13 protein-coding genes are annotated in these 13,947 nt (G+C 63.7%); 12 read left to right on the top strand and 1 reads right to left on the bottom strand.

Features of this window, described 5'->3' with window-relative positions; all coding sequences use genetic code 11:
* Positions 1–268: 268 nt before the first annotated feature.
* From nrfA to ACB030_RS12625, 12 genes are all read left to right on the top strand, one after another.
* Positions 269–1,711, top strand: a complete 1,443-nt coding sequence (nrfA, locus tag ACB030_RS12680) for an ammonia-forming nitrite reductase cytochrome c552 subunit (RefSeq protein ID WP_371160211.1) — start codon at positions 269–271, stop codon at positions 1,709–1,711.
* A gap of 51 nt (positions 1,712–1,762) precedes the next feature.
* Positions 1,763–2,362, top strand: a complete 600-nt coding sequence (gene nrfB, locus ACB030_RS12675) for a cytochrome c nitrite reductase pentaheme subunit (RefSeq protein ID WP_371160209.1) — start codon at positions 1,763–1,765, stop codon at positions 2,360–2,362.
* Complete coding sequence (locus tag ACB030_RS12670; protein WP_371160208.1) at positions 2,359–3,051, top strand: 4Fe-4S dicluster domain-containing protein; 693 nt, start codon at positions 2,359–2,361, stop codon at positions 3,049–3,051. Before nrfB ends, ACB030_RS12670 begins: the two co-directional genes overlap by 4 nt.
* A gap of 36 nt (positions 3,052–3,087) precedes the next feature.
* The gene (gene nrfD, locus ACB030_RS12665; protein ID WP_371160300.1) at positions 3,088–4,041 is read left to right on the top strand and encodes a cytochrome c nitrite reductase subunit NrfD; all 954 of its coding nucleotides are present in this window, start codon (positions 3,088–3,090) and stop codon (positions 4,039–4,041) included.
* 286 nt (positions 4,042–4,327) lie between these two features.
* A complete protein-coding gene (nrfE, locus tag ACB030_RS12660; protein ID WP_371160206.1) occupies positions 4,328–6,286 on the top strand; it encodes a heme lyase NrfEFG subunit NrfE in 1,959 nt (652 codons plus the stop codon).
* Entirely contained in the window at positions 6,283–6,846 is a 564-nt protein-coding gene (locus ACB030_RS12655) for a DsbE family thiol:disulfide interchange protein (RefSeq protein ID WP_371160204.1), read from the top strand. The genes nrfE and ACB030_RS12655 overlap by 4 nt, the downstream gene beginning before the upstream one ends.
* The gene (gene nrfF, locus ACB030_RS12650) at positions 6,843–8,024 is read left to right on the top strand and encodes a heme lyase NrfEFG subunit NrfF (RefSeq protein WP_371160202.1); all 1,182 of its coding nucleotides are present in this window, start codon (positions 6,843–6,845) and stop codon (positions 8,022–8,024) included. The genes ACB030_RS12655 and nrfF overlap by 4 nt, the downstream gene beginning before the upstream one ends.
* A gap of 82 nt (positions 8,025–8,106) precedes the next feature.
* On the top strand, positions 8,107–8,559 hold the full coding sequence (locus ACB030_RS12645) for an NUDIX pyrophosphatase (RefSeq protein ID WP_371160200.1): 453 nt from the start codon (positions 8,107–8,109) through the stop codon (positions 8,557–8,559).
* A 353-nt stretch (positions 8,560–8,912) separates the two neighbouring features.
* A complete protein-coding gene (pbpG, locus tag ACB030_RS12640) occupies positions 8,913–9,833 on the top strand; it encodes a D-alanyl-D-alanine endopeptidase (RefSeq protein WP_371160198.1) in 921 nt (306 codons plus the stop codon).
* Positions 9,834–9,992: 159 nt separating this feature from the next.
* Entirely contained in the window at positions 9,993–10,133 is a 141-nt protein-coding gene (locus tag ACB030_RS12635) for a DUF2256 domain-containing protein (RefSeq protein ID WP_371160196.1), read from the top strand.
* On the top strand, positions 10,133–11,653 hold the full coding sequence (locus tag ACB030_RS12630) for a cryptochrome/photolyase family protein (RefSeq protein WP_371160194.1): 1,521 nt from the start codon (positions 10,133–10,135) through the stop codon (positions 11,651–11,653). The genes ACB030_RS12635 and ACB030_RS12630 overlap by 1 nt, the downstream gene beginning before the upstream one ends.
* Before the next feature lie 153 nt (positions 11,654–11,806).
* Complete coding sequence (locus tag ACB030_RS12625) at positions 11,807–13,060, top strand: D-amino acid dehydrogenase (RefSeq protein WP_371160192.1); 1,254 nt, start codon at positions 11,807–11,809, stop codon at positions 13,058–13,060.
* Between the two features lie 54 nt (positions 13,061–13,114).
* On the opposite strand, the gene ACB030_RS12620 is transcribed toward ACB030_RS12625, so the two are convergent.
* On the bottom strand, positions 13,115–13,813 hold the full coding sequence (locus ACB030_RS12620; protein WP_162627377.1) for a TetR/AcrR family transcriptional regulator: 699 nt from the start codon (positions 13,811–13,813) through the stop codon (positions 13,115–13,117).
* Between the last annotated feature and the right edge of the window lie 134 nt (positions 13,814–13,947).

The raw sequence follows: 13,947 nt of genomic DNA, 5'->3' as shown, positions 1-13,947 counted from the left end.
ATGGGGATAACCGCTAGATTGGGCTCAATAATTCAACCTGGATCTCACTTTTTGCATTAGCCCCCCATGCCAATTGATCTAGCGCAACTCCCACAGGGATAAATAATTATCTATTTTACCTATTTGGTATTATCTCCACGAGCAAGTGCATAAAAATCATTTTATATGCAGTCATAACAATTAATCGGCCTGCCATGCCCATGGGCACAGATGTCCACACACCAAGATGGAACGGTCAGGCTCGGCATGGACAATTTATCTGGGAGTGATGACCGTGGGTTCACATAACAAGCCATTTCGGCCGGGTCTGGCCGCCCTGCTGCTGACTGCCCTGCTGGGCACCAGCATGCTGGCGCAGGCAGACGAGGCAGCCACCGAGGGCAAGATAGAGGCGCGCAGCGAGCTGTTCGCCAAGGATCACGCCGATCAGTTCAGCAGTTGGAAAGGCACCAGCGAGAGCCGGGAGCGCACCGACGCCCTGGCGGACGATCCGCAGATGGTGGTGCTCTGGGCCGGCTACCCCTTCTCCAAGGATTACAACAAGCCCCGCGGCCACTTCTATGCCCTGACCGATGTGCGGGAAACCCTGCGCACCGGCGCCCCCAAGACCGCCGAAGATGGCCCCCTGCCGATGGCTTGCTGGAGCTGCAAGGGCCCGGACGTGGCCCGCGTCATCGACGAAAAGGGTGAGGATGGCTACTTCAAGGGGATGTGGGCAAAAGGCGGACCGGAGATCGTCAACACCATCGGCTGCGCCGACTGCCACGACACGGCGTCGAAAGAGTTCAAGGAGGGCAAACCCGCCCTGCACCTCTCCCGTCCCTATGCCGACCGCGCCATGACCGCCATCGGCAAGCCGTTCAAGGAGCAGGGTCGTTTCGATCAGCAATCCCAGGTGTGTGGCCAGTGCCACGTGGAGTACTACTTCAATGGCCCCACCAAGGCGGTGAAATTCCCCTGGGACAAGGGCACCACGGTTGAGCAGATGGAGCAGTACTACGACGAGATTGGTTTCGCCGACTGGACCCACGCCCTCTCCAAGACCCCCATGCTCAAGGCCCAGCACCCTGAATACGAGACCTGGCGCGCAGGCATTCACGGCCAGAACAATGTCGCCTGCGTCGACTGCCACATGCCCAAGGTGCAAAACGAACAGGGCAAGGTCTACACGGATCACAAGGTGGGCAACCCCTTCGATCGCTTCGAGCAAACCTGCCGCAACTGCCACACCCAGAGCAAGGAGATGCTGCAAGGCATAGTCCAGCAGCGCAAGGATGCGGTGACCGAGATCAAACTCAAAGTCGAGAAGCAGCTGGTGCACGCCCACTTCGAGGCCAAGGCGGCCTGGGATGCCGGCGCCACCGAGGCCGAGATGAAGGACATTCAGCAGGACATCCGCCACGCCCAATGGCGCTGGGACTTCTCCATCGCCTCCCACGGGGTGCAGATGCACGCCCCAGAAGTGGCGCTGCGCATGCTGGGCACAGCTCTGGATAAAGCCGCCGATGCCCGCACCAAGCTGGCACGCCTCTTGGCCGCCAAGGGGATCAGCCAGGAAATCGCCATTCCTGATATCTCCAGCAAGGAGAAGGCCCAGGCCGCCCTTGGCATGGACATGAAGCAGATGAACAGCGACAAGGCCCAGTTCCTCAAGACCACGGTCCCCGCCTGGGATGCCGAGGCCAAGGCAGCCGGACGGCTGGCACAGTGACGAGGCATGCGGGCCCGCAGTGTCGGGCCCGCAGCCGGATGGAGGCTTCCTATGGGTGATTTAACGATGGATTTCTTACGACTGATGCTGATGGCGGCCATGCTGCTGACCAGCCTGCAGGGCCAGGCCGCCGATGTGGCGACGAACGCCCCCGCCGCCCTGCCCGCGACGCATGAAGTGGAATTTCTGCGCAGCCCCGACAAGGCCTGCACCGACTGCCACAAGGAGCAGAGCGAGGGGATGCACGGCAAGCATGGTCAGGCGACCAATCCCAACAACCTGGCGCCGGTCACCTGCACCAACTGCCACGGCCAGCCCTCCCCCCAGCATAGGGAAGGGGTCAAGGACGTGATGCGCTTTAGCGACAGCTTCAATAACAAACAGAGTACCGAGAGCTACCCCATCGCCGAGCAGAACGGGGTCTGCATGAGCTGCCACGAGCCCAAACCGCTGCGCGAGGCGCTCTGGGCCCACGACGTGCACGCCACCAGGCTCACCTGCACCAGCTGCCATGCGCTGCACCCGACCAAGGAGCCCATGGCGGGGATCCCGGAAAAATCCCGCATCAAGCTCTGCGTCGATTGCCACAGCAAGCAGCATGAGGCCAAGGCAACCGCTCAGCAGGCGAGCGTGAGCAAGGAGGCACCATGAGCTGCTCTCGTCGTGACTTCATGGCGGGGATAAGCGCGGGGGCCCTTATCATGATGACGGGGACTGTTCGTGCCAACACCCGCGCCGGCGCGGCCATCCTCGCCCACAGCCAGACCATAGACGGAGTGCGCTTTGGCATGATCCATGACGAGACGGCCTGCATCGGCTGTACCGCCTGCATGGATGCCTGCCGGGAGGTGAACCAGGTGCCGGAAGGAGTCTCGCGCCTCGAGATCATCCGCACGGGCCCCATCGGAGAATTTCCCGATGCCGAGTACCACTTCTTTCGCAAGTCCTGCCAGCACTGCGACAACGCTCCCTGTGTACACGTCTGCCCGACCGGTGCCTCCCATATCCGCAAGGAGGATGGCATCGTCGATGTGGACCCGGATCTCTGCGTCGGCTGCATGTACTGTCTGGCCGCCTGCCCCTATCAGGTGCGCTTTATCAACCCTGTGACCAAGGTTGCCGATAAGTGCGACTTTTGCCGCAAGACCAACCTGGCGGCGGGCAAGGAGCCGGCATGCGTGGAATCCTGCCCCACCAAGGCGCTGGTGTTCGGCAATCTGGATGACCCGGACAGCCCCATCGCCAAACGGCTGGTGAAGGAGACCACCTATCGCTACAAGCAGGCACTCGGCACCTCGCCCAAGATGTACCGCGTGCCCAAAGGGGAGATAACGTCATGACCATGCAAGCGGCAGTAACCCAGGGAGGGAATGACCATGTGGCATGACGCATTTCACTTCCCTTCCCTCGTTTGGGACTGGCCCATCGCCATCTACCTGTTCCTGCTCGGCATCTCCGCCGGGGCCACCAGCCTCTCGGTGTTATTGCGCCGCAAAGGGGCTGGCAGCGAGAGCGGCATCATCAAGGCGACCGCCATTCTGGCGCCGGTGAGCGTCGTGTTGGGGCTGCTTATCCTTATCTTCCACCTGGCCCGTCCCTGGACCTTCTGGAAGCTGATGTTCCACTACCAGTTCGACTCAGTGATGTCCATGGGGGTCATGCTGTTCCAGCTCTACATGGCGGTGCTGTTTGCCTGGCTGGCAGTGGTGTTTCGGGCCGAGATCGAGACCCTGCGCCGTCACCTGCTGAAAGATAAGTTCGCCTTTGTGGATGGGCTGATAGGCCTGCTGGCTCGTTTCGAGCGGCTGCTGGCACCGCTGTTGTTGCTGCTCGCCGTGCTGCTGGGGGCCTACACCGGCTTTCTGCTGTCGGCGCTCAAGACCTATCCGCTGTTGAACAACCCGGTGCTGCCGGTGCTGTTCCTGGTGTCCGGCGTCAGCTCCGGCATCGCCTCCACCATTCTGCTGGCGGTGACCCTGTTCAAGGAACACCACCACAGCCAGGGGGTGAGCTTCGTGCACCGCTTCGAGCGACCCGTGCTGGCGGTGGAGGTGTTGCTGCTGGTCTGCTTCTTTACCGGTCTCTACTTTGGTGGCGGCCAGAAGGAGGTGGCCATGTGGGCTGCCATCGGCGGCGGCTTCTGGGCCCAGGTGTTCTGGGTCGGGGTAGTGGGCATCGGCATGCTGCTGCCTCAGTTGCTCTCCCTGCTGGCTCCGGCCGCGCTGCGGGCCAAAAACGGCCATCTGGTGCTGGTGTGCAGCCTGACCCTGGTGGGGATACTGCTGCTGCGCTACTTCGTGCTCTATGCCGGTCAGATGACGGTTGTATAAGGGGAAATGCATGATTTGTAGCAAAAGCGACCATACGACGTCGGCTTGCAACATGACCCTGATGGGCATGCTGCTGTCTGATTCTGCGTCATCCTCGTATGCCGGCCAGATGACCGTTGTTTAAAGGTATGATCACCAGCGCCAGCCGCCCTCGGGTGACTGGCGCTTATTTGTTGCGATGAGTTGTTGCGATGAGTTGTTTCCAGGAATGTGGGCGTTATTCCCCAGCGCCGGTACTGTGCAGACGCTGCGGCATAACATAGACGAATGATTGACTGGAGGTTGTGTGCTGGCGGAGCTCGGCTATCTCTCACTGCTGCTGGCAACGGCGCTCTCCCTGCTGCAAGGCGCCCTGCCCTGGCTGGGCTTACGGATCGCCTCCCCGGCTCTGTTGGGCTGTGCCAAACCGCTGGCGCTGCTCAATGTCGCCCTGCTCGGGGCGGCGCTGGGGCTGCTCGCCAGCTGCTTTGCCCGGGATGACTTCACTCTCACCTATGTGGCCCAACACGCCAACAGCGCCCTGCCCATGGGCTTCAAGCTGGCGGCGGTCTGGGGCGGCCACGAGGGCTCCATGCTCTTCTTCGTCTTTGCGCTGGCCCTCTGGGGGGCGCTGGTCGCACTCTGCTCGAAACGGGTCGATCCATTGATCACCACTCGAGTGCTGGCCATCATGGGGCTGATCGTCGGGCTGTTTGGACTCTATACCCTTGTCTTCTCCAGCCCGTTTGACCGGCAGTTCCCTGGGCCCCTTGAGGGACGCGATCTCAACCCCATGCTGCAGGACATCGGCCTTATCATCCACCCGCCCCTGCTCTATCTCGGCTACGTCGGCTTTGCGGTCAACTTCGCCTTCGCCATGGCGGCGCTGCACTCGGGCAGGCTCGATGGCGCCCTGGCCCACTGGAGCCGCCCCTGGGCGCTCGGCTCCTGGGTGTTTCTCACCGCCGGCATACTGCTCGGCTCCTGGTGGGCCTATTACGAGCTCGGCTGGGGCGGCTGGTGGTTCTGGGATCCGGTGGAAAACGCCTCCCTGCTGCCCTGGCTGCTGGGCACTGCATTGCTGCACGCCCTGGTGGTGTGCGAGAAGCGCGGCGCTTACGGCCACGGCGTGCTGCTGCTCTCCATCTTCACCTTCGCCTTGAGCCTGCTCGGCACCTTCGTGGTGCGCTCCGGCGTGCTCACCTCGGTGCACGCCTTCGCGGTGGATCCCAATCGCGGCCTCACCCTCTTGCTGCTGCTCGGCCTGCTATTGACCACGGCACTCACCCTGTTTGCCCTGCGGGCGGACATTCGCGCACCCTATGCCCGCTTTGGCTTCTGGTCAAAAGAGGGGCTGCTCGGCGCCGCCATCCTGCTGCTCTGCGTGGCCTGCGCCAGCGTGCTGCTCGGCACCTTCTACCCCATGGTGTTCCAGTCACTCCATCTGGGGTCGCTCTCGGTCGGTGCACCCTATTTCAACGCTGTTTTCGTGCCGCTGGCGCTGGTGCTGATGGCGCTCATGACCCAGATCCCGCGCCTGCGCTGGCAGGGGCTGATGGTATCCTCCCGCCTCAAGATGCTGCTGCCTCCCCTGCTCGGCCTGCTGGGGGCTGGTCTGCTCAGCCTGGGTTATCGCGAGCAGGGAACTCTCGGCTGGAGCGGCATCCTCGCCAATATGATAAGCCTCTGGCTCATCGCGAGCCTGCTGCTCAATGTCTCATTCAAGACTCGCAACCTGAGTGCCAGCTGGCTCGGCAGCCTGCTGGCCCACCTCGGGGTGGCGGTGTGCGCCCTCGGCATCGCTCAGGTGAGCCACCACAGCCAGGAGGGGGGCACAGTGCTCTCTGCAGAGCGCCCCTATCGCCTCGGCGCCCATGAATTTCGTTATGAGGGGAGCGAGCCGCTGATCGGCCCCAACTACACGGCCGAGCGCATCACTGTCAGCGTGCACAAGGATGGCCGGGAGGTGGCAAGGCTGGCCCCGGAGCGGCGCCACTACAGTGTGCGCACCATGAACATGAACGAACCCGGCATCCAGTGGGGCCTGTTTGGCGATCTCTACGTGGTGCTCGGCGAGAAGATGGGGCCCGATGCCTATGCCATGCGCCTGCACCATAAGCCGCTGGTGCGCTGGATCTGGCTGGGTGGCCTGCTGATGATGACGGGCGGCGCCCTGCGTCTGCTGGGGCGCAAGCCATTGCTGGCAGCCCAACCGCAGACCTCTGCACATCAAGTCGCGGGCTTGCTCACCAAGGAGGCGCCATGAGATCCCGCCTGCGTCTCTTCCTCCCCCTGATAGTCACTCTGGGCCTCGGCGCCCTGCTCTGGCTCGGCCTGGGCAACAATCCCTACAGACAGGATGAGGCCGTCGCTGGGCGCACCCTGCCCCCCTGGCAGAGTGACGATCTGCTTGGCGGCGTCCCCATCCACACTGAGGCGCTCAAGGGGGAGCCCTTCGTGCTTAACGTCTGGGCCAGCTGGTGCCCGAGCTGCCGCGCCGAGCACCCGCTGCTCAGTGAGCTGGCAGGCACAGTGCCCCTCTACGGCCTCAACTACCGGGACAAGGGGGATGCCGCCCGAGCCTGGCTCGCGCAGGCGGGCAACCCCTATCGCACCGTGCTGGCCGACCCCGATGGCAAGCTGGCAATGGAGCTCGGCGTCTACGGCACGCCGGAGACCTATCTCTTTGCCGCCGATGGCACCCTGCTCAGCCGCCACACGGGGGAGCTCACCAAGGAGGTCTGGCAACGCCAGTTTGCCCCCCTGCTTGCCAAGGCCCGCAGCAAAACCCCTAGCCTGGAGCAAGTACGGGAGAGTAAACCATGAGCCGTCTCGGCCACGCCCTGATCGCGCCGCTCTTGCTGGCATTGAGCCTCGGGGCCCTGGCCAGCGGCGTCGACACCTACCAGTTCCAGCACCCCGAGTTGCAAGCCAGGGCTCAGGATCTCGCCCGTGCCCTGCGCTGCCCCCAGTGCCAGAACCAGAACCTGGTGGAGTCCAACTCCCCCATAGCCCGGGATCTGCGCCTCGAGGTCTACCGCTGGGTAGACGAGGGGCAGAGCGACGAGCAGGTGATCGCCCGTATGACGGAGCGCTTTGGCGATTTCGTGCGCTACGATCCCCCCTTCAAGGGCAGCACAGCGCTGCTGTGGGGAGGGCCCCTGCTGCTGCTGGGGCTGGCGCTGAAGCGCCTTCGTCGCCGCCTGAAGGCCAGAGGAGAGCTGGCCGCTCCGCCCGATGGCAGGGTCAACCTGCGTGAGAGAGATACCCGCAGCGCATTGAATCGCCTCATCATGGCAAGGGAGCAGGCAGGCCTCACTCCCCATGAGCCCCTCTATCGGGAGCTGGCAGCCGCCCACCTTGCCAATGCCACGCCTGTCGCCGAGCTGGCCCTGCGCGAGCGACTGACCCAGGCCCCCGGCCGCAGCGGGCGGCACGCGCGCGCCCTGCTGCTGCTCGGGATAGTGGCGATAGGCGCCGTTGCCGCCGGTTATGCCGCCAGCGGCCGCTATCAGGCCTGGCAGGCCTATCAGTCCCGCCCCGATCCCCTGGCGGGGATGAGCCCCCGAGATCTGCAGGACAAGGCGCTCGGCGCCCTGCACCAGCGGCTGCAGCGCAACCCCGCCGACCTCGAGGCCTGGGCCGAGCTCGGCCAGTTGTATCTGTATCGGGACGAGTACGACAACGCCCTGCTCGCCTACCAGCGCCTCGCCCTGCTGGAGGGGGGTGCCAGCGCCGCGACCCAGGCCGCTCAGGCAACAGTGCTCTACTACCAGGCGGGCCAGCGACTCACCCCACAGTCGCAACGCCTGCTCGATGACGCCCTCAAGCAGGACAAGGGGGAAGTGAGCGCCCTGATGCTGCTCGCCGCCGATCACTTCCTGCACGGCCGCTACACCCAGGCTATTGCGCTGTGGCAACAGCTACTGGACGAGGAGCGCCCCCGCATCAACCGCGCCGCCCTTATCCAGGCCATTCAGACCGCCCGCATCATGGGGGGCTAACCGGGGGACGCAGAAAATGGGGCAAGGGGCGCCGAACAACCCCATAATGCAAACCGTGATTTCACGACGACAAGGTACAGGCATGATCCCCATTCGCTGCAACGCCGTTGCCGGAGTGGCGCTATCGGACATCGATGGCCAGATAAAGATACTGCTGATGAACCGGGTCAAGGGCGGCTTCTGGTGCCATGTGGCGGGCACGGTCGAGGCCGGTGAAACCGGCTGGCAGACCATAGTGCGAGAATTTGGCGAGGAGACGGGCATCAAAGTGACCGAGCTCTATAACGGCCAATATCTGGAGCAGTTTTACGACGCGGCCACCAATTCCGTGATGGTGGTGCCTGTGTTCGTGGTCTATTGCCCGCCCAATCAGGCGGTCACTCTCAACGACGAGCACACCGGGTATCGCTGGTGTTCGCTCACCGAAGCCAAGGCGCTGGTGAGCTTTCCCGGGCAGCAGGCGCTCTATGACCATATCTGGCACTATTTTGTCGAAAACAGTCCCTCGCATCTGATGAGGGTAGCGCTGCGCTGATCCGGGTCGGCTGACATCCCCCTCGCAGCCCCTGACGGCGCCTGTCTTCACCGACACCAAGGGGATTAATGGCGCCTTCGGCCCAATGCCGCCCCCAAAGGCGCAAAAAGAGTAGCCATGGTTGGTCAGAAAGGGCATATAGTGCGTCCCATGACGGACTGAGCCAGACCAGAGTGCGCGTCATGCATGGTCCATTATGAATCCCGTTAAAAGACGCCATAGCCATGAATGCGGTTATTTCAAGGTGAGCCATCCCATAAAATGGAAATATCGGGCCGTCAGACGTTGTGAAGCGTCAATTACCGTCATATAACTTAGCCAAATGTCCCTGTCAGTCGTAGTAGAGCCAAACCATGAACCTTCGTCCTTTTCTTCCCCTGCTGCTCGGCGCCTTCCTCCTTCCCGCCAGCATGGAAAGCGCCCATGCCAACCCCTTTTCTGCGACCTCCTCCTCCACCAACAGCCTGCTCCAACCCCGCACCAATCTGCCACTGGGATCCGATGCCTACGTGGTCGCCAACCCCAGAACCGGGGAGATCCTGGCTGAACGCAACGCCAACCGGGTGATGGCAATCGCCTCCATCACCAAGTTGATGACGGCGCTGGTGGTGCTGGATGGCAACCAGCGTCTCAACGAGATGCTCACCGTCACCATGGACGATGTGGACAGGCTCAAGGGAACAGGTTCCCGCCTGGCCATCGGCTCGCGCCTCAGCCGCGCCGACATGCTGCACATCGCCCTGATGTCGTCGGAAAACCGCGCCGCCTCCGCTCTGGCGAGACACTACCCCGGCGGCCGCCGCGCCTTCATCGAGGCGATGAACGCCAAGGCCCGCATGCTCGGCATGTGGAGCACCCATTTCGCCGACAGCACCGGGCTCAACCCGCGCAATGTCTCCAGTGCCCACGATCTCGCCAAGCTGGTGGCCACCGCATCCAGCTACCCGCTGATCCGCCAATACTCCACCACAGAGCACAGGCTGGTGCGCAACGGCAAACGCCAGATGCAGTACCACAACTCCAACCGCCTGGTGCGGGAAGGGAGCTGGCCCATCATGGTCTCCAAGACCGGCTACATCCGCGAGGCGGGCCGCTGCCTGGTGATGGACACCCGGGTCAACAATGAACCCGTGGTCATGGTGCTGCTTCACGCCAACACCACGGATGAGCGGGTGGCCGACGCCAAGAAGATCAGAACCTGGCTGGAGACCTCGGGCCGCATGACCCTGACCGCCCAGTCCACGCCCCGCACCAAGCTGTTCAGCAACCAGTAACGGTCACAGAAGGCCCCGCACCGACAGGTGCGGGGCCTTCTCATTGCGCCTCTCCCCTCGCAAGCCGGCACGACCTCTTTCCCGTCCCACTGTGATCCCATCCTGGCTGCGCTTCGTTAAGCAGGCAGAGATTGGCCAACCCAGTGAACGAGACGGCACATGCACCTCAAACCCCATCTACCCGAGAAAGTCTGCCCCGTCTGCCAGCGTCCCTTCACCTGGCGGCGCAAGTGGGCCCGCTGCTGGCACGACGTGCGCTACTGCAGCGAACGCTGCCGCCGTCAGAAGGAGCACTCCTGATGGAGCTGCGCCTTATCCTCGGCGATCAACTGAACGCCGGTCACAGCTGGTTTCGCACCCCGGACCCCGCGGTCTGCTACCTGATGGCGGAGCTGCGCCAGGAGACCGACTACTGCCGCCACCATCGCCAGAAGGTGCTGGCCTTCTTTGCCGCCATGCGCGCCTTCGCCGCCGCCCTCACCAAGGCAGGCCACCGGGTCTGTTACCTGACCCTCGATGAGAGCGCCCCCTGGCCCGATTTGCCCAGCTTGCTGGCGGCCCAGATCGCCCACCATCAAGCCGAGCGCTTTGCCTGGCAGAGCCCGGACGAGTGGCGCCTTGCCAACCAGTTGAAAACCTGGGCAGCGGGCCTTGCCTTCCCGGCCCGCGAAGTGGACAGCGAGCATTTTCTCACCCCCCGCGATGGCTGGCGGCGCTACCCCCACAGCCGGATGGAGTTCTTCTACCGCGCCCTGCGAAAGCAGTATCGGGTGCTGCTGGATGAACGCGACCAACCCCTTGGCGGGCGCTGGAACTTTGACAGCGAGAACCGCGCCAAACTGCCGGAGCGCCAGCCCATCCCGGCAACCCTCACCTTTGCCAACGAGGTGAGCGACATCGATGCCATGCTGACCCGCCACGGCGTCGCCACCATTGGCCATGCGGATGCCAGCGCCCTGCCCTGGCCCGTCACCCGGCGCCAGAGCCGCGCGCTGCTTGAGCACTTTCTGGTGCACTGCCTGCCCCACTTCGGTCGCTATCAGGATGCCCTGAGCGAGCGGGGCTGGAGCCTGTTCCACAGCCGCCTGTCGTTTTCCATGAACAGCAAGATGCTCCATCCCCTCGAGGTGATCCGCGCCGCCGAATCTCACTGGCAGGCCAACCAGGCCACTATTTCGCTGGCACAGGTGGAGGGCTTCATTCGCCAGATCCTCGGCTGGCGCGAGTTTGTCCGCGCCCTCTACTGGGAGCAGATGCCGGATTATGGTCGCGTCAATGTTCTGGGGGCCGAGCGGCCACTGCCCGGCTTCTTCTGGAGTGGAGAGACCCGGATGGCCTGCGTGCGTCACGCCATCCGTCAGTCTCTCGAGCACGGTTACGCCCACCATATTCAGCGGCTGATGGTGACCGGCAATTTTGCCCTGCTGGCGGGCATCCATCCGGACGAGGTGGATGCCTGGTATCTCGGCATCTATGTGGATGCCATCGAGTGGGTGGAGCTGCCCAACACCCGCGGCATGAGCCAGTTTGCCGATGGCGGCCTGATGGGCAGCAAGCCCTACGCCAGCAGCGGCGCTTATCTGGAGCGCATGGGTCACTACTGCAAGGGGTGTCACTATGAAGTGAAGGAGCGCAGCGGCGAGGGGAGCTGCCCGTTCAACAGCCTCTACTGGCACTTTCTGTGGCGCCATCGGGACAAGCTTGGCAGCAATCCCCGCCTCGCCCTGCCCTATGCCAACTGGGACGGCCAGCCCGAGGCCCGGCAACAGGCCATGCTGGCGACGGCAGAGCACCATCTGCTCCACCTGGAACGACTCTGAGTCGGCCAGATTTCATGCCAGAAAGTGAGCAAATGACAACATTGAGAGCCAGTTAACAAAATGTGAATGGTGATAATCACCAATGATAACGACACCAGTTGAATATCCTGTGGTGGCTGATTAAGGTGGAGGCCCCAGTCAAGGAGAGACAAGATGGACATAGTGGTACTCGGTGGTGGCGTGGTCGGTGTGACCAGCGCCTGGTATCTGGCCAAGGCCGGTCACAAGGTGACCCTGCTGGAGCGGCGCGGCGGGGTGGCCCTTGAAACCAGCCACGCCAATGCGGGTCAGATCTCCCCGGGTTATGCCTCCCCCTGGGCTGCCCCCGGCATTCCCCTCAAGGCGGCCAAGTGGCTGCTGCAAAAACACGCCCCCTTCACGGTGCGCCCCACCGCTGATCCCTTCCAGCTGAGCTGGATGCTGAGGATGTTCGCCAACTGCACCCCGGCGGCCTATGCGGTCAACAAGGGGCGCATGGTGCGCTTGGCTGAATACAGCCGCGACTGCATGAAGCAGCTGCGCAGCGAGCTGGCGCTGGATTATGAAGGGCGCCAGCTCGGCACCCTGCAACTGTTCCGAAGCCAGGCTCAGTTGGACGCCAGCCAGCGCGACATCGAAGTGCTGGAAGAGTACGGCGTGCCCTATGAGGCGCTGGATGCCAGCGGCTGCGAGGAGGTCGAGCCCGCCCTGGCACGGGTGCGCGGCAAGATAGTGGGGGGCCTGCGCCTGCCGGGAGACGAGACGGGGGACTGCTTCCGCTTCACCCAGGCCCTGGCCGCCGAGGCAGAGAAACTCGGGGTGACCTTCGTCTTCAACTGCGCCATCGACGAGGTCGAGCTCGCCCAGGGACGCGCCGTGGCGGTCCGTGCCGGTGAGCAACGCTTCAAGGCCGACGCCGTCGTCTGTGCCCTGGGCAGCTATGGCACCGGCTTCCTGAAGCCCCTGGGAATAGCGCTCCCCGTCTACCCGGTCAAGGGCTACTCCCTCACCCTGCCGATGACGGATGCCGATGGCGCCCCGCGCAGCACAGTGCTCGATGAAACCTACAAGGTCGCCATCACCCGTTTCGATGAGCGGATCCGGGTCGGCGGCATGGCCGAGCTGTCGGGCTTCAACCTGGCGCTCAACCCGAGGCGTCACGACACCCTGGCCATGGTGGTGAGGGATCTCTTCCCCGAAGGGGGCGATATCAGCCGCGCCGAGTTCTGGACCGGGCTGCGCCCCATGACCCCGGACGGCACCCCCCTGGTGGGGCCCAGCCCCATCCCCGGACTCTGGCTCAATACCGGCCACGGCACCCTGGGCTGGACCATGGCGGCAGGCTCGGGCCAACTACTCAGCGACCTCATCTCGGGCAGCGCTCCGGCCATCAGCGACGAGGGGCTGACCCTGGCCCGCTACGGCTAGCCCGCAGGGCGCAATGCCAGATGCAAGAGAGGGAGTGCCTGGCACTCCCTCTCTTTATTCATCCCTCTTCGTCGGAACTGGGCCAGCCGGCGCCAGCCCCGGCATCGACTGCCAGACCCGGGCGGGATCCGGCTCCTCGATGGCCGCCATCATCAGCTGCTCGCTCCAGCGTCTATGCAGTTGCCACAGCTGCGCCCCCGCCTCCCCCTGCCCCTTGGTGCACTGCTTGGCCACGTCTGCGGTGCGGTAGAAGTAGCGCACCAGGGTGGTGAGCTCGGGCTCGGGCCAGCGGCAACCAAAGTGGCGCAGCCGCTCGGACCAGAAGGCTACCTGTCGCCCCTCGTGCTCCTGCTCGACCCCGTGCAGGGCGGGAATGAGATCCATCGCCTGCCACAGCGCCCCGTAGCCGACGAAGCGCTCATCCAGCGCCTCCAGCGCCTCGTCCAGCATCAGCAGGGTCTGCGGCCAGCTGTCGGCCTGCTCGCGGATGCTCTCCTGCGCCTCGCACACCGCCGCCAGCCAGTCCAGGGCCAGCCGGCAGATGATGGCCTCCTTGTTGGGAAACAGGTGGTAGAGCGACTTGATGCCCACCCCAGCGCGGGCGGCGATGGCGTTGGTGTTGAGGGCCGCAAACCCCTGCTCCTGCAACAGGGCCAGGGTGGCCTGCTCGATGCGGCTCGCCACCTCCTGGCTGCGCAGTTGCCTGGGTTGGCGCCGCATGCACAGTTCGGCCGGCAGCTCGTGTTGTGACATTCTCTTCCCCCGATGCGGTCTCCGCCCCCAAGGGGCGACTGGTTGTCATAACTACATGATGAGACAAGGTAAACACAAGTCAAAAAAAGTGCAGTAATCACTGGCATTTTTCAGAATAGCTGCAATAACCATAA

The sequence above is a fragment of the Aeromonas sp. S16(2024) genome (assembly GCF_041403065.1).
Lineage (GTDB): Bacteria > Pseudomonadota > Gammaproteobacteria > Enterobacterales > Aeromonadaceae > Aeromonas.
This window is presented reverse-complemented; position numbering and strand designations above follow the sequence as displayed.

Bases quoted from the DNA above. Each gene is read 5' to 3' on its own strand.
- pbpG (WP_371160198.1), top strand. From the start codon at position 8,913: ATGAACCTTCGTCCTTTTCTTCCCCTGCTGCTCGGCGCCTTCCTCCTT.
- ACB030_RS12655 (WP_371160204.1), top strand. From the start codon at position 6,283: ATGAGATCCCGCCTGCGTCTCTTCCTCCCCCTGATAGTCACTCTGGGC.
- ACB030_RS12625 (WP_371160192.1), top strand. From the start codon at position 11,807: ATGGACATAGTGGTACTCGGTGGTGGCGTGGTCGGTGTGACCAGCGCC.
- ACB030_RS12670 (WP_371160208.1), top strand. From the start codon at position 2,359: ATGAGCTGCTCTCGTCGTGACTTCATGGCGGGGATAAGCGCGGGGGCC.
- ACB030_RS12630 (WP_371160194.1), top strand. From the start codon at position 10,133: ATGGAGCTGCGCCTTATCCTCGGCGATCAACTGAACGCCGGTCACAGC.
- nrfB (WP_371160209.1), top strand. From the start codon at position 1,763: ATGGGTGATTTAACGATGGATTTCTTACGACTGATGCTGATGGCGGCC.
- nrfA (WP_371160211.1), top strand. From the start codon at position 269: ATGACCGTGGGTTCACATAACAAGCCATTTCGGCCGGGTCTGGCCGCC.
- ACB030_RS12635 (WP_371160196.1), top strand. From the start codon at position 9,993: ATGCACCTCAAACCCCATCTACCCGAGAAAGTCTGCCCCGTCTGCCAG.
- nrfD (WP_371160300.1), top strand. From the start codon at position 3,088: ATGTGGCATGACGCATTTCACTTCCCTTCCCTCGTTTGGGACTGGCCC.
- ACB030_RS12645 (WP_371160200.1), top strand. From the start codon at position 8,107: ATGATCCCCATTCGCTGCAACGCCGTTGCCGGAGTGGCGCTATCGGAC.
- ACB030_RS12620 (WP_162627377.1), bottom strand. From the start codon at position 13,813: ATGTCACAACACGAGCTGCCGGCCGAACTGTGCATGCGGCGCCAACCC.
- nrfF (WP_371160202.1), top strand. From the start codon at position 6,843: ATGAGCCGTCTCGGCCACGCCCTGATCGCGCCGCTCTTGCTGGCATTG.